The sequence below is a fragment of the Archangium violaceum Cb vi76 genome (assembly GCF_000733295.1).
GTDB lineage: Bacteria > Myxococcota > Myxococcia > Myxococcales > Myxococcaceae > Archangium > Archangium violaceum.
This window is the reverse complement of sequence record NZ_JPMI01000298.1, coordinates 71002-89560: the sequence shown is the minus strand read 5'-3', so window position 1 is coordinate 89560 and position 18559 is coordinate 71002. Positions and strand designations below refer to the sequence as shown.

Genomic DNA, 18559 nt, shown 5'->3' with positions numbered 1-18559 from the left:
TGTGCGCCAGACGGCGGCGCTGGCCCTGGGGTTCATGGGCGAGGCCGCTCGGGAGCAGGCGCCCCTCCTCGTCGACCGGCTGCTGAAGGATCCGTCCGCGGATGTGCGCCAATCGGTGGCGTTGGCCCTGGGGAACATGGGCGAGGCCGCTCGGGAGCAGGTGCCACGCCTGGTCAGTCTGTCGAAGAGCCCGGACGAGGACACGCGGGGGTGGGCGACGCTGGCCCTGATGCGCATGGGCACCACTGCCCGGGACGCGCTCCCCGCGCTCGGCGAGCGGCTGAAGGACCCGGATGGGGATGTGCGTGCGATAGCGACAGAGGCCCTGGCGAACCTGGCCAGGAAGGGCGTGGTCGCCCCGGAGCAGGCGCCCCTCCTCGGCGCGCTGCTGGATGACCCGGACTGGAGTATCCGCGACGACGCGGCGTTCACCCTGGGGTTCATGGGCGAGGCCGCCAGGGATTACGTCCCCCGGCTCGTCGAGCTGTTGAGGGACCCGAAGATTCTGGGGGTAAGTGGGTGGGAGTCGCTCTCAGCGACGTCCGTGGGGAGGCTGGGCGAGGTGGCCAGACCATGGCTTCCCCGGCTCGTCGAGCTGCTAGAGGATCCGCTCCCGACCACGCGTGCCAGGGCGGCGCAGACCCTGGGGATGATGCGCGAGGTCGCCCGGGAGCAGGCCCCGCGCGTCGCCCGGTTGCTCGAGGACCCGGACCTGGAGGTCCGCCGAGCGGCGGTGAGGGCCCTGGCGAGGATGGGGGCCCGGGAGTACGCCCCCCAGATCGCCGGGCTGCTGGACGACCCGGCCCGTTCCGTTCAGAAGGATGCGGCGGAGGCCCTGGGGAGGCTGGGGGCCCGGGAGCAGCTCCCCGTCCTCATCGCTCACGCGGAGATTATGGATCACGACATCCTCCAAGACCCTGCCTGGGCCGCCATCATCTCCATGATCCCGTTGGAGCCCCCGTACATCGCGTTCCTGGCCGCGGAGAAGGGCGGGGAGCGCTCCGAGCGCGCCCGGTGGTTGGCACGGGCGCATGGCCTGGGCGGAGGCGCGCCCGAGTCGGAGCGCGCGCTGCGGTGGCTCGGAGGCCGGGCGTCCGCGCAGCTGCCCTCGGCCGAGGGGCTCACCCTCGAGGAGGCGAGGGCCACCCTGCGGGACTTCGCCACGCTCTGGCCCCAGGCCGAGCAGTTCCCCGTGCTGGCCGACGAGCTGTCGCAGCAGATCGCCCAGGTGGCGATGCTCGGGCGGGGCCGGTGGCAGGCGAGCGACCGCGCGCTGCTGGAGCAGCACGAGAAGAACCTGCGCGGCTCCCAGCCCCAGCACGCGGCGAGCGTGCGCGCCGCCCTCGACTCCATCTCCCGGAAGTCCCTCGTGCCGGCGAGGAAGGTGGCGGGGGTGCTGGCGGCGCATGCCGGCTTCTGGCTGTTGCTCATCTTCTTCTACCCTCGCTCGACGAAGGTGCAGGCGGTGTTCTTCTGGAACCCATGGGTGCGCCGGCTGCTGGGCCTGGGGTACGTGGGGGTGCTGCTCACGTGGGTGCCGTTCTTGAGGCGGCGGCTGCTGGCGCCCTTCCAGCGGCTGCTGGTGGCGGACGCGGACCTGGGGCGCTTCTCTCCGGAGGCCTACTTCGAGCGCTCCGAGGTGCGCGTGATGGCCACGGGACAACGCGTGCCCCTGTTGCGGGCCCTTCCCCGGCTGGAAGGCCTGGTGCTGCTGGAGGGAGCCTCGGGGCTGGGCAAGTCGATGTTCATCCGCTACCTGCTGAGCCGCTCGAAGCGGCTCGCGGTGTACCTGCCAGCGGTGCGGTGCAAGGAGGGCGTGCTCGAGGCCATCCAGGCGAAGCTGGAAGGACAGGCGAGGGACACCAGCTTCCTGCAAAGCATCATCTACAGCGGGGCGCTGGACATCTACATCGACGGGCTCAACGAGGTGTCGGCGGACACGCGGTCGCGAATCGTGGGATTCGTGGAGCCGAGGTTCCACGGCAACATCCTGCTGGCGACGCAGCGGATGGAGTGGACGCCGCCGGCCACGGCGGACAGGTACGAGCTGCAGCCGCTCACCGAGGAGCAGGTGCGCGACTTCCTCTTCAGCCGCGAGCCCCTGCTGGGAGATGGCGCGCGGTTGAGGGGAGAGGCGTACCGCGAGGTGTGCGAGCACTTCCTGTCATTGGCGCTCACCCCCGAGCAGCCCGAGGAACTGCGCCGGGAAATGCTGGAGGTGCTCAGCAACCCCATGGACCTCACGCTGGTGGCGCAGATGCTGGCGGCGGGACACGCGCCGGACCTGTTCCACCTGCAGGAGCAGCAGTACGAGCTGATGGCGCGGGACTACCAGGAGAAGAACCTGACGGAGTTCCCGCTGAAGACCTTCTCGGAGGAGGCCTACCAGATGCGGCTGCAGGACCGGAGCGCCATCCCGGAGAAGGACTTCGACAAGGAATTGCAGAAGATGGAGGCCTACAAGCTGGTGGTGCGCCGGCAGTGGCGGCGTCCGGATGGACAAGAGGGGCGCGAGTGGCACTTCCGTCACGACAAGCTGTGGGACTTCTTCATCGCCCAGACATTCCTGGGGAAGGACAACGAGCGCATCCTCGAGCACCAGGATGATCCGCGCTTCCGGGGCGTGTACTTCCTGCTGGCGAAGCTGCTGGAGCCGGAGGTGGCCCTGGAGGTGCAGGACCATCTGGTGGAGCACGCGGCGGAAACGCGGGACCACACCGTCAGCGACGAATTCGTCACCCGGCTCCAGGACCGGTGGCGCGCGGAGCAGGCGCGGCCCCCGGCCCCCTGAGCGTGTCGGTTCGCCAGTGGCGCGACTGCCGCTCGAGTGCGCCTGTCTGCAACCCGGGAGGTGACCGGGTATGATGGGGCCATGGGCCCTGCTCGTCCGGTCACCGTGTCGGTGGTAGTGCTGTTCGCGTTGCTGCAAGCCTGTGGAGGTGAAGGCCCGGCGGTGGAGGGCTACTTCGCCACGCTGCCACCCGGCACTCCCCTGCCCTCCGCGGCCGAGTGCGCCACCCGGGTGCGGCGCTCCTCGTGGGAGCCTCGTCCCGGAAACGCCACGGCAAACCAGACGCGGGGCAAGTCCGGCGTCCGCATCGACGGGGCCAGCGACGAGTTCAACTCCCAGTACGCCTGGAGGATCGACGGCGACTTCACCGGCACCACGGATGAGATCATCCAGTGGGGCGCCTGCAAGTGGGGCCTGGACGAGGACATCGTCCGCGCGGTGGCGGTGCTGGAGAGCGGGTGGCGGCAGGACGAAGTGGGAGAAGACTGGTCCACCTTCGGCATCATGCAGGTGCGGAGCTCGGTGCACGCGGGCACCCACCCCTATACGAAGGACAGCACGGCCTACGGCGTGGACTACGCGCTGGCCTGGCGGCGCGCCTGCTACGAGGGCGATTTCACCTGGATGAACAGCCCCTACAAGCAGGGCGGCTACGACAAGGGCGACGAGTGGGGCTGCATCGGCGCCTGGTTCTCGGGTGACTGGTACGACGGGGACGAGAACGTGACCTACAGCGGCGCGAAGCCGTACATCAAGCTCGTCAAACAGCGGCTCGCCGAGCGCACCTGGACCCGAGCGGACTTCAAGGACTGACATGGGAGACATCATGCGTTCGATGTACTGGTTGTCCGGAGCCATCCTCTTCACCGCGCCCCTGGCGCTCGCCCAGACACCGGAGGCAGCCAGCATGCGGAGCTTCACCGCCACCCTCGTGAACATCGCCCCGGGCGGCAAGGACATGCCCAGCAAGCAGCGGCTCACCGTGCGCGGGGACATGATGAACTTCCGCTCGGGCGACGAGCTCGGGGGCATCCTCCTGGACTTCAGTCAGGGCAAGACGTGGATCCTCATCCCGCCGGAGAAGGTGGCCATCGAGAGCGCCTTCACCCGGAGTCTGGATTTCCCCCTGTCCCTCATCCTGACCGATGCGAGCGGTAATCCTTGCGGCAAGGAGCCCACCCTGAAGTGCACCCGCGAGGGTGAGGAAACGGCCGTGGGGCGTCCGACCGTGAAGTGGCGGCTCGTCCAGACCAACCGGGACCAGACGACGTACACCGCGACGCTCTGGGTGGATCCGAAGCTCAGCACCCTGGTGCGGCTCACCCTGGAGAAGGGCGAGGGCATCGAGCTGCGCGACCTCCGGGAAGGCCCGGTGGAGGATGCGTTCGTCCAGTTCCCCGCGGGTTTCACCAAGGTGGACGAGAAGAACCTGCGCCACGAAGACGAGCCGGCGCCCACTCCAAAGCCGAAGAAGAAGGGCACCCCTCCGACCAAGAAGCCCTGAGTGCCCTGGCGCTCCTCCTGCCGGCCCGGTCGCCCGCTCCCCATCCGAGCGGGCCCACCTTCATGACGGGACGAGCACTCCCACTCGCGTGGCCTCCTCGGACATGATGCGCGCCTTCCCAGGAGAAGCCGTCATGCAGCAAAACCCCGCGATTCCCCCTGAAGTCGCCACCGCCAAGAAGAGAGCCCTGCCCCAGTCCTTGCTGGTGACCCTCAGCCTGCTCGCCATGGGCGCGCTGCTCTTCCTCTCCGCGGGCCGGCTCGACTGGAAGGAGGGTTGGGTGTTCGCGGGACTCATCGTCTTCAGCCTCGCGGCCAACGCCTATGGCACGCGCGTGCTCAACCCCGTGTTGAACCAGGAGCGGTGGAAGGAGCGCGAGGACACCAAGCCGTTCGACCGGCGCATCACCCACACCTACCTGGCCATGCTGCTGACGATGACGGTGGTGGCGGGGCTCGACACCGGGCGCTACGGCTGGTCCGCGCTGCCCGCGTGGTGCATGCCCGCGGGTGTGCTGCTGCACGTGCTGGGACAGGTCCCCATCCTGTGGTCCTTCGCCGCCAACCCGCATCTGGAGTCGACGGTGCGCGTGCAGAAGGACCGCGACCACCGGGTCATCACCACGGGCCCCTACCGCTTCGTGCGCCACCCCATGTACGTCGGGCTCCTGATGATGCTGGTGGCCTGGCCGCTCGTCTTCGGCTCGCTGTGGGCGTACGTGCCCGCCAGCATCGCCATGGCCGCGTTCATCCTCCGCACCGCGCTCGAGGACCGCACCCTCCAGCGCGAGCTGCCCGGCTACACCGAATACACGCAGCGGACGCGCTACCGGCTCGTGCCGGGTATCTGGTAGCGCCTACTCGAAGAGGGACACTTCCCGAAGGGCCTTGAGCTCGATGGGGCGGGTGCTCCCCGCGAGCACACCCCGCAGGCGCACGTGACGCACCGCCACCTCCGTGCGCAGCGCCCCCTCCAGGTAGAGATTGGCCGCCAGGTCCACCTGAAGCGCCGGATCCAACGGATTGTCCCCGGCCCAATCCACCTCCCGGTGATCCCGATAGCCGGCCCGCTCCACGCCGTCCAGCGCGGGGCGGACCACCTCACCGAGGGACACCCACCGCTCGCCATCCTCGCTGCCCTCGATGAACAACCGCTTCACCGGGCTGTTGAAGTAATCGGCGGCCAGCCCCCGAAGGACGATGCGGGACGGGCGGGCCGGAGCCGCCAAGGTGAGGCGTAGCTCCTCCGGCCACTTCTCGGGCTGGGTGGAGACGAGCGGGAGCTTCACCGAGGCGAGCTGCCCATCGGTCCACGGGCACACCGTGGCGCCCGCGGGCAGGGGCTCGCACGAAGCGCCCCGGCTGACGGGACGCAACCCGGCCCCCGGCATGGGCAGGCGCTCGCTGCGCCACTCCAACCGGTATCCCAGCGAGCTGCCCCTTCCCCCGAGCGGCGTGAACCTCCAGTCCCCCGTCGTCTGCGCGCGCACCATCACCTCGAGCCCCTCGAAGTCCTCACGCAGCCAGGGGGCCACCGTCCAGGGCGAGCCCTCCACTTCCTCCTGCCAGAGCACCGCGCCCCCGTGGACGAGTTGCACCACGGGATGGGGGATCGTGCCTAAGTCGTAGATGGGCTCGCCCGTCTGCGGGTGCGAGGAGGACTGCCACGTCCCGGTGGGCGGAGGCTCCGGCCGGAGCGGCATGGGCGCGAAGGACACCGAGGGACGGCCCTCGGCGCCCTCCCCCACGGACAGGTCCGCCACCCAGGGCCGCAGAGGCGGAAGCTCCACATCCCCGCCCAGGAGCAAGAACGAGAGGATGGCGGCCCGGCCCTCCTCCACCGGCGAGACGGCGCGGAAGCGGTAGAGGCGTAAGTCGGGCCCCGCCTCGGTCATGACACGCTCGACGGTGGCGCCCGCGACCAGCTCCAGGATGTAGGCCCCGTCCGCTCTCGTGGTGGCGGTGGCGTGCGGGGAGAAGTCCGGGGGGATCAGCGTGGGGTATGGCCCCGGCCGGTACGAGAGCGCCCGCTCGAAGGAGAGCGTGGCACCCGAGGCAGGCGTGCCATCCGCGCGCGACATCTGCCCGTAGGCGAAGAGCGGATCCTCCGGGTACAGCTGGCACCCGGCGAGCAACGCGGCGAGGGGAAGGAGGTGGCGGAAGGAAGAGCGCATGTCAGTAGGTCGCCTTCAGGCCGAGCATGGGAATGATGAGGGGAAGGGTCACCGGCTCACGCACGTGCTCGCGCCTGCCGCCCGTCTCCTTCGGATCCGAGAAGCCATACATGTAGCCGTATATCTCCCTCTGGAAGGACACGTTGAGGATGTCCAGATAGACATCCAACGTGAGGTCCTCCAGGGCCCAACTCTTCGCGGCGCGGAAGTCCACGCGGAAGAAGGGAGGCAGCCGCCCGGCACGGTCCACGTCCTGGCGCACCCAGAGGGGATTGCCCGTCTCGTCGAAGCGCGCGGACATCGTCTTGGAGGTGATCTCCCCGGACTCGGGACGGCCGGTGTTGAAGTGCACCACCGCGCCCAGGGTGATGCTCCTGCCGAGCTTGTAACTGAGCGCGGCGTTGAGGACGTGCTCCTGCTCGAAGGCGAAGGGCAGCGACGCCCGCGTCCACTCCACCACGTTGCCCTCGGCGTCGAAGCGGGCGAAGCGCTGGTGACGCCTGCTGCGCAGGAAGCTGTAGGAGACCCAGCCGAACCAGTTGTCGCCGAGCGGGTGGCGCACCATCAACTCCGCGCCGTAGGCGTAGCCACTCTCGGCCGGGTCCGGCCCCATCAGCCCCATCCGGCGGCGCTCGAGGGCCACCTCGGTGAGGTCGAACTCCACCGTGCGCCGCAGCGGGTTGTAGAAGACATCCACGCCCACCTCCCACCCCTGGACGGGCTTCCACTCGGCGCCCACGTCCACCTGCATGCCCTGCTGGAGCCCGTAGCGCAGGCCCGAGGTGTCCAGCACGGGCACGTGCAGCAGCACCGTGGGAGGCTGGTGGAAGAGGCCCGCGCCGGCCTTGAGGGTGAGGGACTCCGAGAGCGCATGGCGCACCGCCAACCGGGGCTCCAGCGCCGGGTGGGTGATACCCGGCACCAGGTGGTAGGCGTCCGCGCGCAGGCCCGCCGACACCGTCCAGGGGGATGACGGCCTCCACACGAGCTGCGTCCACCCACCACTGAAGGTGGCCAGCGACGAGGGGCTCTGGAAGGGATCATCGCTCAGTGTGTCCTCGCGCTGGCCCGGAGCGAGCCCCGTACCCCGGAGGACGATGGCCGCTCGCCGGTGCTCCACGTCCGCGCCCGCGGAGAGCTCCAGCGAGTCGGAGAAGCGCCGCTGCCAGCGCGCCCGGGCGGAGACGCTCATCTGACGCAGCGTGTACTCGCCCACGCGCTCCACCCCGATGCCCGGGGGACGCGCCACGGTGCGCTCGCCGATGAACCCGAAGTCATCCACGCCCCAGGTGACGCCCAGCTCCGCCTCGCCACCGGCCAGCGGGTGCGTGCCGCGCAGATCCACCCGGTGGAACGTGGTGTGGACGCCAAAGCCCTCCTTGTGGGCCATGTCCGGAATGGGCGTCGAGCCGAAGTCGTCGGAGCTGCCCAGGGCGAAGAGCCGCAAACGCCCCTGCCCCAGCTTCTGCTCCACCCGGGCCTGATAGTCCCAGAAGCTCGCGCGCGAGCGGGAGTACTCCGAGCCCGCCTGATTGAGGGCCTCGGCCAGGGGCACGATCGCCAGCCCCGCGTAGCTCACCCGGCCCGCCACGCTGACGCTGGTGCCGGTGGAGGCGAAGGGGTACTCGACGAAGCCGCCGCTGTTGAGCAGGTCCGCGTAGACGGTGTAGTGCAGCCGGTCCTCGCGGGGCCGGCTGATGCGCCCCTCCACCGCGCCGCCCAGCAGCCGCCCGTACTGCGCTGGTGGCACGCCCACGTAGAAGTCGATGGAGTCGATGAAGTCCGGGTGCACCACCGCGGGCCCGAGCAGCAGGTGGTACAGCATGGGGATGCGCACCCCATCCAGGAAGAAGCCGGTGGCCGCCGGCTGGCTGCCGCGCACCACCGGGTACGAGATGCCCGAGGCGAGGCTGCCCACGCCCGGCATCAGCATCACCACGCGGAACGGATCTCCCACCGTGCCGGGCACCTCGCGCAGCTCCTGCTCGTGCAGGGTGATGCGAGACACCTCGGTGCGCTCGCGCTCGTCGCGCACCACCGTCTCGTAGGGATTCACCACCAGGGGCTCCAGCCGGTAGAGCACCTCCAGCGTCTCGCCCTGGACGAGCACTTCCTCGAAGCGCTCCGGCGCATGGCCGGGCGCGCGGACCTCCAGCCGGTGGTCTCCGGGAAGCGTCTTCAGGGAGAAGCGCCCGTCGGAGTCCGTGGTGGCCGCGGGGGTGGTGCTCCCGTCGAGGAAGACGGCCGCGCCCACGAGCGGCCGGCGCGTGCCCTTCGCGCGCACCATGCCCGCGAGGTGGCTCATGAAGGACTCGGGCAGGGGCGCCTCGAAGCGGTAGACGAAGGGCAGGCGCACCGACACCGGCTGGCCCCCGAGCGTCGCGGGCGAGAAGCGCAGCCCCTTCGCCGCGGCCACGGCGGACGCCACCAGCGCCTTTTCCCGCGTGCCTCCCGTGACGTACACCTCCACCACCCCGCCCTGCTCGTCCACGCGCAGTTCCAGCACCACCTCGCCGTCCACGCCCTCCAGGCCCTCGGGGTACGCAGCGGGGGACTCCTGGAGCAGCACCGGCGGCATCAGCGTGGCCTCGCCCCCATCCGTGGCGAGCCCCAACCGCCGGGCGTCCTCGGCGGAGAGCGTGGTGCCCGCGTCGGTGGCGTGCACGTCCACCTCCACGGCGCGCTGCTCGCCGGTAGTGGGAGGAAGACCCTGGGCTACTCCGGGCCGGGGCCACAGGAGCACGCCTCCGGCCAGGACCACGAGGAGGAACGCGCGGAGAAGAGCACGGGAGCGCATGATGCCCTCCCTACAACCATGCCCCGCCCTTCCTTGTCACCCATTGCTTGCCACCCGTCTCCGTGCACACGGGCCTCGATTGACGCTCGGGGCGGGCGTCACTAGGGTCGCGGCCCCTTCCAGGAGTCACGACCATGACCGTTTCCGCCCTCTTCAATCCCGCGCGCTGGCGCGAGGTGGAAGGCTTCAAGTTCGAGGACATCACCTACCACCGCTCCGTGGAGCACGGCACGGTGCGCATCGCCTTCAACCGGCCCGAGGTGCGCAATGCCTTCCGGCCCAAGACGGTGGACGAGCTGTACACCGCGCTGGAGGACGCCCGCGTGACGACCGACGTGGGCTGCGTGCTCATCACCGGCAACGGCCCCTCGCCCAAGGACAGCGGCTGGGCGTTCTGCTCGGGGGGAGATCAGCGCATCCGCGGCAAGGACGGCTACAAGTACGAGGGTGACGCGGCCAACAAGCCGGACGTGGGCCGCATGGGCCGGCTGCACATCCTCGAGGTGCAGCGGCTCATCCGCTTCATGCCGAAGATCGTCATCGCCGTGGTGCCCGGGTGGGCCGCGGGCGGCGGGCACAGCCTGCACGTGGTGTGCGACATGACGCTGGCCAGCAAGGAGCACGCCATGTTCAAGCAGACGGATGCGGACGTGGCGAGCTTCGACAGCGGCTACGGCTCGGCGCTGCTGGCGCGGCAGGTGGGCCAGAAGAAGGCGCGGGAGATCTTCTTCCTGGGCCTGGAGTACACGGCGGACCAGGCCGCCGCCATGGGCGCCATCAACGCCTCCGTGCCGCACGCGCAGCTCGAGGACACGGCGCTGGAGTGGGCGCGGATCATCAACGACAAGAGCCCCACGGCCATGCGCATGCTCAAGTACGGCTTCAACCTGCCCGACGACGGCATGGTGGGCCAGCAGCTCTTCGCGGGCGAGGCGACGCGGCTCGCCTACGGCACCGAGGAGGCCCAGGAGGGCCGCGACTCCTTCCTGGAGAAGCGCGACAAGAACTACAAGCGCTTCCCCTGGCACTACTGATTCAGCGGCTCAGGCCACGTCCCCGGCGGACGGTTCATCCCCTTCCTCGCCCACCATCACCCAGGGTGGGAAGGGATCCTCGAGCTGGCTCCAGCCCGCCGGGCCCGGGGCCATTTCCTCGCCGGTGAGCAGACACTCCTCGAGTGCCGCGCGCAGCAGCGCCTGGTCCACCTGGCGGGTGATGAAGACGAGCTCCTGGCGCCTGTCGCCCCAGGGAGCCTGCATCTCCCGCTCGAGCTCGGCGCGGCTCTCGGGCTCCTCGGGCCACTCCTCCCGGGGCACGGCGTCCCACCACAGCCCCGCGGGCTCGAAGGCACAGGCCCCGCCCGCCTGGGCCCACACGCCCGTCACGTCCATGCGCGTGGCCAACCAGAAGAAGCCCTTGGAGCGCAGCAGGCCCTTCCAGCTCCCGTGGATGAACTCCCAGAGGCGCCCGGGGTGGAAGGGACGGCGCGCGCGGAAGACGAAGCTCCCGATTCCGTACTCCTCGGTCTCGGGAAGGGCCTCGCCGCGCAGCGTCTGGAGCCAGCCAGGGGCGCGCTGGGCCTTCTCCATGTCGAAGAGCCCCGTCTCCAGCACCTCGGACAGCGGCACCTGGCCGTGCCGCGAGCGCACGAGCCGCGCCCCCGGGTTGAGCTGACGGAGGATGGACTCCAGCTCCCCCAACCGCTCCGGTGACACCAGGTCCGTCTTGTTGAGCACCAGCACGTCCGCGAACTCCACCTGCTCCACCAGCAGATCCACCACCGTGCGCTCGTCCTCCTGGCCGGCGGCGAGCCCGCGCTCGCGCAATTCCCCGGTGTCCTCCCAGTCCTTCAGGAAGTTGAAGGCATCCACCACCGTCACCAGGGTGTCCAGCCGGGCCACGTCCGCCAGGCTCCGGCCCTGCTCGTCCGCGAAGGTGAACGTCTCCGCCACCGGCATGGGCTCGGAGATGCCGGTGGACTCGATGAGCAGGTGATCGAAGCGCCCCTCGCGCGCCAGCCGTCCCACCTCCACCAGCAGATCCTCGCGCAGCGTGCAGCAGATGCAGCCGTTGCTCATCTCCACCAGCTTCTCGTCCACGCGCGACAGCGAGGCCCCGCCCTTCACCAGCCGGGCGTCGATGTTCACCTCGCTCATGTCGTTGACGATGACGGCGACGCGCCGGCCCTCCCGGTTGTTGAGCACGTGGTTGAGCAGCGTCGTCTTCCCCGCGCCCAGGAAGCCCGAGAGCACGGTGACGGGCAGACGTCCGTCCCTCACGGTTTGCCCTCCCGGTACACCACGTGCTTGCGCACGCGAGGATCGTACTTCTTCTTCTCCAGCTTCTCCTGCGTGGAGCGCTTGTTCTTCGTCGTCGTGTAGTAGTGGCCAGTGCCCGCGGTGGACACCAGGTAGATGATGGTTCGGTTGCCTTTTGGCATGGTGGAACGCTTCTATCGCCACGGACCTACATATGCAACTCAGTTGCAACACAAGGCGCCGGTGGGCCGGAGGCCGGCCGGGCACACGAGAGGCGGTGACTTCCCGTGCACCTCCTCGCCCCCGCTTGGGTTGCAATGACAAACGCCTTCCCCGGCCGCACCGGAAGTTTGCAGTCGGAGCGGCATGCCGCGTGAATGGGGGGAGTGGACAGGCGAGGGCCGAGGCCACACCTTGCTCGAATCCTGAGAACCAACCTTCTGCCGAGGAAGCCAGCGAACCAGAGCGGACATGCTTCACCTGCGCATCCACGCCAAGCTGCTGGTCGCGTTCATCATCGTGCTCCTGCCGGTGCTGGGCTTGCTGCTCGCGGATCTGTTGTCCGACCTGGACCGGACGCAGCAGGACATCCTCGACGTCCAGTTCATGACGGCCCAGGCCGTTGCCGGGCAGGCCTCGGAGACGCTGGATGCCGCCATCAGTTTTGGTTGGGCCGTGTCCAAGGATCCGCTGTTGCGGACCCTGGATCCGGAGCAGTTGGATCCCCACCTGAAGGAGCTGGCCGCGCAGAGTCCACTCTATGACTCCGTGGCCGTCTTCGATGCCGCGGGCATCAACCGTGGCTGGAGTAATCCCACCGTGCCGGACGAGCCCCGGCTCTGGATAGGCGATCGTCCGTACTTCCAGAAGGTGCTGGCCACCAACGCCCCGGTCATCTCCGAGGTGCTCGAGCTGCGGCGTCCCATCCGCACGGGCCTGCTGGTGAGCACGCCCATCCGGGGAGCTGACGGGCAGCCGATCGCCGTCTTCAACGTGGTGCTGCGCACGGATCTGCTGGAGCAGCGCTATGTGGGCGCCCGGCTCCAGCCGGGGCAGGCGCTCTTCCTGGCGGACCAGAACGGCCGGTTGGCCTTCCACACCGGCAATCCCGAGCTCTCCTTCGAGGAGAGCAACGCCTACGCCCACTTCGAGCCCCTCCGGGCGGCGCTGCGAGGCACGCCCTCGCGGGTGGCCCGGTTCACCAGTCCGCTCCAGGGCGGCGAGCGCCTGGGGGCCTTCGTCCCGGTCCCCCGCTACCCGTGGGCGGTGGGCGTGACGATCCCCACCGACGTGGCCATGGCGCCGCTCCACGAGCGGGCGCGGACGCGGCTCTTGGCCTTTGGCTGCATCCTGCTGCTCAACGTCGTGCTGGCCGCGGTGCTGGCGCGCTTCTACAGCCGGCCGGTGCGGCAGTTGCGGAGCGCCTCGCAGGCGCTGGGGCGAGGAGAGATGGGGCGGCGCGTGCACATCTCCACGGGGGATGAGCTGGAGGAGCTCGGCGCCTCGTTCAACGAGATGGCGGCCCACCTCGCCCGGCGCCAGGTGGAGGTGGATTCCCTGCGCGCACAGGCCGAGCACCAGGCCCAGCAGCTCGCCGCCATCATCGCCAGCGTGCCGGATGCCATCTTCCTCACCACCCCGGAGGGACGGCTGGTGGACGCCAACCCCGCGGGCCTGCGGCTGCTCGGGCTCGGCGAGCGCTCGGAGCTGGGAGGCTCGTCCGCGGGCGCCCTGCTGCTCCAGGAGGTGCGGCATCCGGACGGACGCCCCATGACGCCAGCGGAGTTGCCCATCCGCCGAGCCCTGGCCGGAGAGACGTTCACCGACATGGAGGTGCTCCTGCGCGGCCGGGATGGCCGGGATCGCCTGCTCAGCGTGCATGGCGCTCCGGTGCGGGATGCGTCCGGGCGGCTCCTCTTCGGCGAGGTGGTGGTGCGCGACATCACCCGGCGCCGGAAGGAGGAGCAGGAGCTGTCACGGATGTTCGAGCGGGAGCTGGCGCTCTCGCGCATCGGCCAGGCGCTCGTCAGCGAGATGGAGCTGGAGCGGATCGCCCGCGTGGTCATCGAGCAGAGCCTCCATGCCCTGGGGGCCGACGGCATCGGGTTGTGGCTCGCGGATCCGGAGCGGGAGGAGCTGTCGATGATCACCTCGCACCAACTGTCGGCGGCGGCGGTGGAAGGGCTGCGCCGCATTCCATTCGACGCGCCCCTGCTCACCGCGACGGCCGCCCGGGAGGAGCGCATCCAGGTGGTCGAGGACGTGCGCGAGGGAGGCGCCCCCACGCGCTCCGGGTGGCTGGCACGGGAGGGAGGCTACCGGGGCATGGTGGCGATTCCGCTGCACGCCCACGAGCGGCTGGTCGGGGTCATGTCCTACTTCACGCGGGAGCCCCGCCCCGTCTCCACCCGGGCGCTGGAGTTCCACGCCATGGTGGGCCGGCTGTTCGCCGTGGCCATCGAGAAGGCCCGCCTGTTCCAGGAGCTGCGCACGGCCCTGAGGCTGCGCGAGGAGTTCATGTCGGCGGCGGCCCACGAGCTGAAGACGCCGGTGACGTCCATCCAGACGTGGGCGGAGCTGCTGCTCAACCTGGAGGTGCTCACCCCCCGGCAGCAGAAGGGGCTCACCACCATCGCGCGCAACACGCGGCGGATCTCCCGGCTGGTGGAGCACCTGTTCGCGGCCGTGCGGATGGCGCCCGGGCCCCCGAAGCTGGAGCGCCAGCGGTTCGAGCTGCACGCGTTGGTGAAGGAGCAGGTGGAGAAGTTCGCCCGCATCACGGAGAATCCCATCCGCATCGAGGCCGTGGAGGCGCTCTTCATCCACGCCGAGCGCCAGTTGCTGGGAGAGGTCGTGGCCCACCTGCTGGAGAACGCCGTGCGCTATTCGCCTCCCGGCGGGCCGGTGGAGCTCCGGGTGAAGCGCGTTGGCGGCGAGGCGGTGGTGTCGGTGCATGACCAGGGGCCGGGGATTCCCCCGGAGCGCCAGCCCCACGTCTTCGAGCCCCTGTATGAGCCACTGCCTCCGGGGGCCCCGGGCTACACGGGAGTGGTGTACCTGGGGCTGCACCTGAGCCGGCAGATCATCGAGGCACATGGCGGCCGCATCTGGCTGGAGAGCCTCCCGGGCAAGGGCTCCACGTTCTGCTTCAGCATCCCGCTGAGCCCCACGTCGACCGAGGAGGACTCCCACACGTACAGCTGAGGAGTCTTCGCGCGAAATCCGACAGGAGCCTCGTCCTCCAGGGGGGCTCGCCAGCGAGGCATCGCCCTCTTAACTCAGCCCCTTGGCTGCCCGGCCGGGAGGCGCGTGATGGGAGGTCGCAGGGTCCATGGAATGGTGGGATGGGCGCGGAAGCTGCTGCCAGCACTGGCCACCGTGCTGCTCGTGGCGGGTTGCCGCAAGGAGCGGGGCGAGGACTTCGCGGTGGTGCCCGTTCGGCCGGCTCCAACGCTGGAAGCGCCCCGGGCCTCGGGCGGCATGTTCCGGCTGAGCGAGCAGCGGGGCAAGGTGGTGCTGCTGTCCTTCGGCTACACGGCCTGCCCGGACGTGTGCCCCACCACGTTGTCGCAGCTCCAGCGCCTCCACAAGCGGCTGGGCGAGGCCGCGCGGGACGTGGAGGTCGTCTTCGTCTCGGTGGACCCCGAGCGTGACAGCGCCCAGCAGTTGGAGACGTACGTGCACGCCTTCAACCCGCGCTTCACGGGCCTGCGGCTGGACGCGGAGTCGCTCGCGCCCATGCTGTCCGCCTGGCGCGTCACCGCCACCCGCCGCTACCCGGACAGCGCGCGCTACCGCGAGCACCCCTTCACCGGAGACATGCCCTACACCGTGGACCATACCGGGGCCTTCTTCCTCGTCGACAAGGCGGGCGCGTTGCGCGCGCGCATGCCGTACACCGTGTCCGTCGAGCGGCTGCAGCAGGAGGTCGAGCGGCTCCTCTCGGAGGAAGGGACGCCCGCGGCCGGAGTCCGGGTGGAGAAGGCCCGCGCGAGGCTGACACCGGCTCGCGTCGGGGCCGTCTATCTCACGCTGGTGAATACGAGCGGACGGGAGGATCGGCTCGTCTCCGCCGAGTCCACCACCGCCGCGAGGGTGGAGTTGCACGAGGTCATCGCGCAGGGGGAGTTGCTCCAGATGCATCCGAGGCCCGAGGGCTTCGTGGTGCCAGCGAAAGGCCGTGTCGAGCTGGCACCGGGGGGCAAGCACCTCATGCTGTATGCCCTCCAGGACGCGCCGGCGAGCCTGCCGCTCACGCTGCACTTCGAGAAGGCGGGCACCGTCCAACTCACCGTCCCCGTTTCCGCACCGGGCGCGGACGAGCCGTAGTCACGCGGGGCCACCATGCATCCACCCTCGGAGAGGAGCACGCGCCGGCACGGATGGAGCGGTACGCGGTGGGTGGCGTGCGGGCTCGCGCTGATGGCCACGCTCGCTGGAGCCGCACTGGCGCTCCAGGCCTGGTTCATCCAGCCGCGAAGGGAGGCCGAGCTGAGCGGGCTCCGGCTGCGGCTGGAGCGGGCCGTCTGGTTGCACGAGCCAACGGACCATGGGGACACGGCGGCCCTGCCCGCCCTGCCCGGAGCACCGGCCCCCGGGCAGCGCCGCCTCACCGTGGAGCTCACCGTCTTCAACCCCCGGAGCCGCCCCGCGGACTTCACGCCGGGAGAGCTGTTGCTCAGCGATACCACGGCGGGAACGGAGTGGCGGCCCACGGTGGGGGGCTCCGCCGCGTTCGCCGTGCGCCCCTCGGAGTTGCTGTCCGTGACGCTGGGCTTCGACGTCCCGCGCACCACCTCCGTCCTGCGGCTGGAGTGGACACGTGGCACGGAGCGTGTCCTCCTGCTCTCCACCCGGCGTCCCCCGAACCCCAACGAGGGCCCTCCCGGATGGCCCCGGCGCGTGGAAGAGCTTCCCCCAGGCAATGCCAGCGCGGGCTCCGCCCTCTTCCATGGCCGGCTCGCCTGCGCCTCCTGCCATGGCAACCCCGCCGAGCCGGACAACCGCGGCATCGGCCCGGCCCTGGCCAACTTCTCGCGGGTGGGCGCCACGCGGGTCTCGGGCATGAGCGCGGCACAGTACGCCTATGAATCCCTGCTCAACCCGGGCGCCTTCATCGCCCCCGAGTGCTCCGGGCAGGAACCCTGCGCCCAGACCAGCACCATGCCCCTGTATGGCGAGACGCTGTCGCCCCAGGAGATGGCGGATCTCATCAGCTACCTCGTGAACCTGCGGACCGGGGAGTGAGCATGGCACGCAAAGGATGGGGGCTCGGCGTCCTCCTCACGCTCGGCTTGATGGGCTGGCAGGTGGGCCTGCTGTGGCTGCTCTCGGGAGGCTTCGGCCCTCGAGCGGAGGCACTGGGCTCCCGGCTCGCCTGGGACGCGGCGCTCCTGCTGCCCGTGGCCTGGACGGCGGTGGGCTGCGCGCACTGGCTCGCCCGGCGCGGAGGCCGGGACTGGACGACGGTGGAATCCGCCGCCACGCTGTCCTTGTGCTTCCTCCTGCTGCTGGTCTCCGTGGCCACCGGCCGGGGCCTCGTCCAGCGTCAGCTCGCACGGACTCCTCCGCCCGAGGCACCCGAGGGACAGCCCGTCTCCGCGACGCCCCAGGCCGTGACGGACGAGAGCCGCTTCCTCTGCGCGGCGGTCGCTCCGGACCTCTCCGCCACCCCCGAGCAGCAGGACGGTGGCTCGCTGGCCGAGGCCGCATGGGCAGGCGTGCGGGATGCGCTGGTGCTCCAGGTGCCCGTCTTTCCCCTGGCGCTGTTGCTCCTGCGCCGCCGCTCGAAGCCCGTCATGTCCGGCGCACGTGCCGTCGTGTCTCCGCTCGCGCTGCTGCTCATGGTGGGCGCGTCCTGCGCCTGGGAGTCGGATGGACGGCGCCCTGCCCCGGACATGTCCGGTCTCGCCGAGCGCGAGGGCGGCTGTGCCCCTGGGGCCCGCGTGAGGACGTACGCCGTGGCCGCCGTCCCGGTGGACCTCCCGCTCAATCCACATGGGGACCATGTGCCCCGGGGGCTCATGTACATCCTCGAGGAGGACCTGTCCGCGCTCCAGGAGCGGGAGCCCCAGCCGTTGGTGCTGCGCGCCAATGTGGGGGAGTGCCTCGTCCTGCGCTTCACCAATCGCTTGCCCACGGAGCCCGCGGCCCTGCGCATCGAGGGCCTGCGCGCCACCGTGAGGGGCTCGGGCCAGGAGGGCGGCTTCGTCCCAGGCACGGCCGTGCGCCCTGGACAGAGCCTCACGTACGTCCTCGCGCTGCCCGAGGCACCGGAGGCGGAGGGCGCCTACCTCCTGCACGACTCGGGGGACGGTGGCGAGCGGGAGGCACGTGGACTCTTCGGTGCCCTGCTGCTGGAGCCCGCGGGTTCCGTGTACCGCAGTACCGAGACAGGCGCGCCGCTCCGCGACGGCAGTGGCTGGGAGGCCCTCATCGACGTGCCCGAGGGCCAGGACTTCCGGGAGATGGCGCTGCTGTACCACGCCATGGGCCCACCAGAGGTCGCGGACGTGCGCTCCGCCCGGGGCGAGCTCCTCCCCCTCCAGGACGAGATGGCGGGCCCCTTCCGGCCCGGTGCCTTCGGCCTCAACTACCGCAGCCAGCCCTACTTCGAGCGGGAGGAGTCCCCCGAGGACGAGGACGCTCGCCCCGCGAACACCAGGGTGGCGGCTCCGTTACTGCTCCGCTCGTACCTGGGCGAGCCCGTCAAGCTGCGCGTGCTGAACGCGGGGAACGCGGAGTTCCACGTCCACCACCTGCATGGGTGGCGCAAGGGTCAGCGGGCGAAACAGGTCCCCACTTCCGCTTTCGAGGCGCCCCATCTGCTGAGCCCGGGCAATGGAATCACGCTGGCTACCTCGGGCTCGGGAGACTTTCCCACCGCCACGGGGAACTTCATCGTCCACTGCCACCTGCCCAACCACTCCGCGGGCGGTGAGCAATTCTATTGGCGCGTGTTCGACTCGCCCCAACCGCGGCTCGCTCCGTTGCTCGGGGCCGGGAGCACGGGGACGGGGGATTGACGCATACCCTC

The 18559-nt window shown here is 70.3% G+C and carries 13 protein-coding genes; 9 read left to right on the top strand and 4 right to left on the bottom strand.

What is annotated here, in order from left to right; all coding sequences use genetic code 11:
- The 4 genes from Q664_RS41195 to Q664_RS41180 form a co-directional block, all read left to right on the top strand.
- The coding region (locus Q664_RS41195) for a HEAT repeat domain-containing protein (protein ID WP_152622632.1) at nucleotides 1–2791 on the top strand (2791 nt) is incomplete at its 5' end.
- 81 nt (nucleotides 2792–2872) lie between these two features.
- Complete coding sequence (locus Q664_RS41190) at nucleotides 2873–3604, top strand: hypothetical protein (RefSeq protein WP_152622631.1); 732 nt, start codon at nucleotides 2873–2875, stop codon at nucleotides 3602–3604.
- Nucleotides 3605–3617: 13 nt separating this feature from the next.
- Nucleotides 3618–4295, top strand: coding sequence for a LolA-like protein (locus Q664_RS59595; RefSeq protein WP_160174612.1), 678 nt, complete (start codon nucleotides 3618–3620; stop codon nucleotides 4293–4295).
- Nucleotides 4296–4428: 133 nt separating this feature from the next.
- Nucleotides 4429–5148 carry a methyltransferase family protein gene (locus Q664_RS41180; protein ID WP_052519307.1) on the top strand — a complete coding sequence of 240 codons (720 nt, stop codon included), beginning with the start codon at nucleotides 4429–4431 and terminating at the stop codon, nucleotides 5146–5148.
- Between the two features lie 3 nt (nucleotides 5149–5151).
- On the opposite strand, the gene Q664_RS41175 is transcribed toward Q664_RS41180, so the two are convergent.
- On the bottom strand, nucleotides 5152–6468 hold the full coding sequence (locus Q664_RS41175) for a hypothetical protein (protein ID WP_043409267.1): 1317 nt from the start codon (nucleotides 6466–6468) through the stop codon (nucleotides 5152–5154).
- A 1-nt stretch (nucleotide 6469) separates the two neighbouring features.
- The gene (locus Q664_RS41170) at nucleotides 6470–9265 is read right to left on the bottom strand and encodes a TonB-dependent receptor domain-containing protein (RefSeq protein ID WP_043409264.1); all 2796 of its coding nucleotides are present in this window, start codon (nucleotides 9263–9265) and stop codon (nucleotides 6470–6472) included.
- 134 nt (nucleotides 9266–9399) lie between these two features.
- Between Q664_RS41170 and Q664_RS41165 the strand changes: the two genes are divergently transcribed.
- A complete protein-coding gene (locus Q664_RS41165; protein WP_043409261.1) occupies nucleotides 9400–10299 on the top strand; it encodes a 1,4-dihydroxy-2-naphthoyl-CoA synthase in 900 nt (299 codons plus the stop codon).
- Nucleotides 10300–10308: 9 nt separating this feature from the next.
- Here Q664_RS41165 and zigA read toward each other — a convergent pair whose 3' ends face one another.
- Both zigA and rpmG read right to left on the bottom strand, forming a co-directional pair.
- Nucleotides 10309–11544, bottom strand: coding sequence for a zinc metallochaperone GTPase ZigA (zigA, locus tag Q664_RS41160; RefSeq protein ID WP_043409259.1), 1236 nt, complete (start codon nucleotides 11542–11544; stop codon nucleotides 10309–10311).
- Nucleotides 11541–11705, bottom strand: coding sequence for a 50S ribosomal protein L33 (gene rpmG / locus Q664_RS41155; RefSeq protein WP_043409257.1), 165 nt, complete (start codon nucleotides 11703–11705; stop codon nucleotides 11541–11543). The genes zigA and rpmG overlap by 4 nt, the downstream gene beginning before the upstream one ends.
- A gap of 289 nt (nucleotides 11706–11994) precedes the next feature.
- Here rpmG and Q664_RS41150 point away from each other — a divergent pair, with 289 nt between their 5' ends.
- The 4 genes from Q664_RS41150 to Q664_RS41130 all read left to right on the top strand — a co-directional run bounded on the left by Q664_RS41150 (nucleotide 11995) and on the right by Q664_RS41130 (nucleotide 18548).
- A complete protein-coding gene (locus tag Q664_RS41150) occupies nucleotides 11995–14727 on the top strand; it encodes an ATP-binding protein (protein WP_052519306.1) in 2733 nt (910 codons plus the stop codon).
- A 108-nt stretch (nucleotides 14728–14835) separates the two neighbouring features.
- Nucleotides 14836–15852 (top strand): SCO family protein, encoded by a 1017-nt coding sequence (locus tag Q664_RS61715; RefSeq protein WP_235217077.1) that lies wholly within the window; start codon nucleotides 14836–14838, stop codon nucleotides 15850–15852.
- A gap of 15 nt (nucleotides 15853–15867) precedes the next feature.
- Nucleotides 15868–16770 (top strand): c-type cytochrome, encoded by a 903-nt coding sequence (locus tag Q664_RS41135; protein ID WP_084610773.1) that lies wholly within the window; start codon nucleotides 15868–15870, stop codon nucleotides 16768–16770.
- 2 nt (nucleotides 16771–16772) lie between these two features.
- Nucleotides 16773–18548 carry a cupredoxin domain-containing protein gene (locus Q664_RS41130; RefSeq protein ID WP_043409252.1) on the top strand — a complete coding sequence of 592 codons (1776 nt, stop codon included), beginning with the start codon at nucleotides 16773–16775 and terminating at the stop codon, nucleotides 18546–18548.
- The last annotated feature ends 11 nt before the right edge of the window (nucleotides 18549–18559 follow it).

Bases quoted from the DNA above. Each gene is read 5' to 3' on its own strand.
- Q664_RS61715 (WP_235217077.1), top strand. From the start codon at position 14,836: ATGGGAGGTCGCAGGGTCCATGGAATGGTGGGATGGGCGCGGAAGCTG.
- Q664_RS41165 (WP_043409261.1), top strand. From the start codon at position 9,400: ATGACCGTTTCCGCCCTCTTCAATCCCGCGCGCTGGCGCGAGGTGGAA.
- Q664_RS41135 (WP_084610773.1), top strand. From the start codon at position 15,868: ATGCATCCACCCTCGGAGAGGAGCACGCGCCGGCACGGATGGAGCGGT.
- Q664_RS41190 (WP_152622631.1), top strand. From the start codon at position 2,873: ATGGGCCCTGCTCGTCCGGTCACCGTGTCGGTGGTAGTGCTGTTCGCG.
- rpmG (WP_043409257.1), bottom strand. From the start codon at position 11,705: ATGCCAAAAGGCAACCGAACCATCATCTACCTGGTGTCCACCGCGGGC.
- Q664_RS41170 (WP_043409264.1), bottom strand. From the start codon at position 9,265: ATGCGCTCCCGTGCTCTTCTCCGCGCGTTCCTCCTCGTGGTCCTGGCC.
- Q664_RS59595 (WP_160174612.1), top strand. From the start codon at position 3,618: ATGCGTTCGATGTACTGGTTGTCCGGAGCCATCCTCTTCACCGCGCCC.
- Q664_RS41180 (WP_052519307.1), top strand. From the start codon at position 4,429: ATGCAGCAAAACCCCGCGATTCCCCCTGAAGTCGCCACCGCCAAGAAG.
- Q664_RS41130 (WP_043409252.1), top strand. From the start codon at position 16,773: ATGGCACGCAAAGGATGGGGGCTCGGCGTCCTCCTCACGCTCGGCTTG.
- Q664_RS41175 (WP_043409267.1), bottom strand. From the start codon at position 6,468: ATGCGCTCTTCCTTCCGCCACCTCCTTCCCCTCGCCGCGTTGCTCGCC.
- Q664_RS41150 (WP_052519306.1), top strand. From the start codon at position 11,995: ATGCTTCACCTGCGCATCCACGCCAAGCTGCTGGTCGCGTTCATCATC.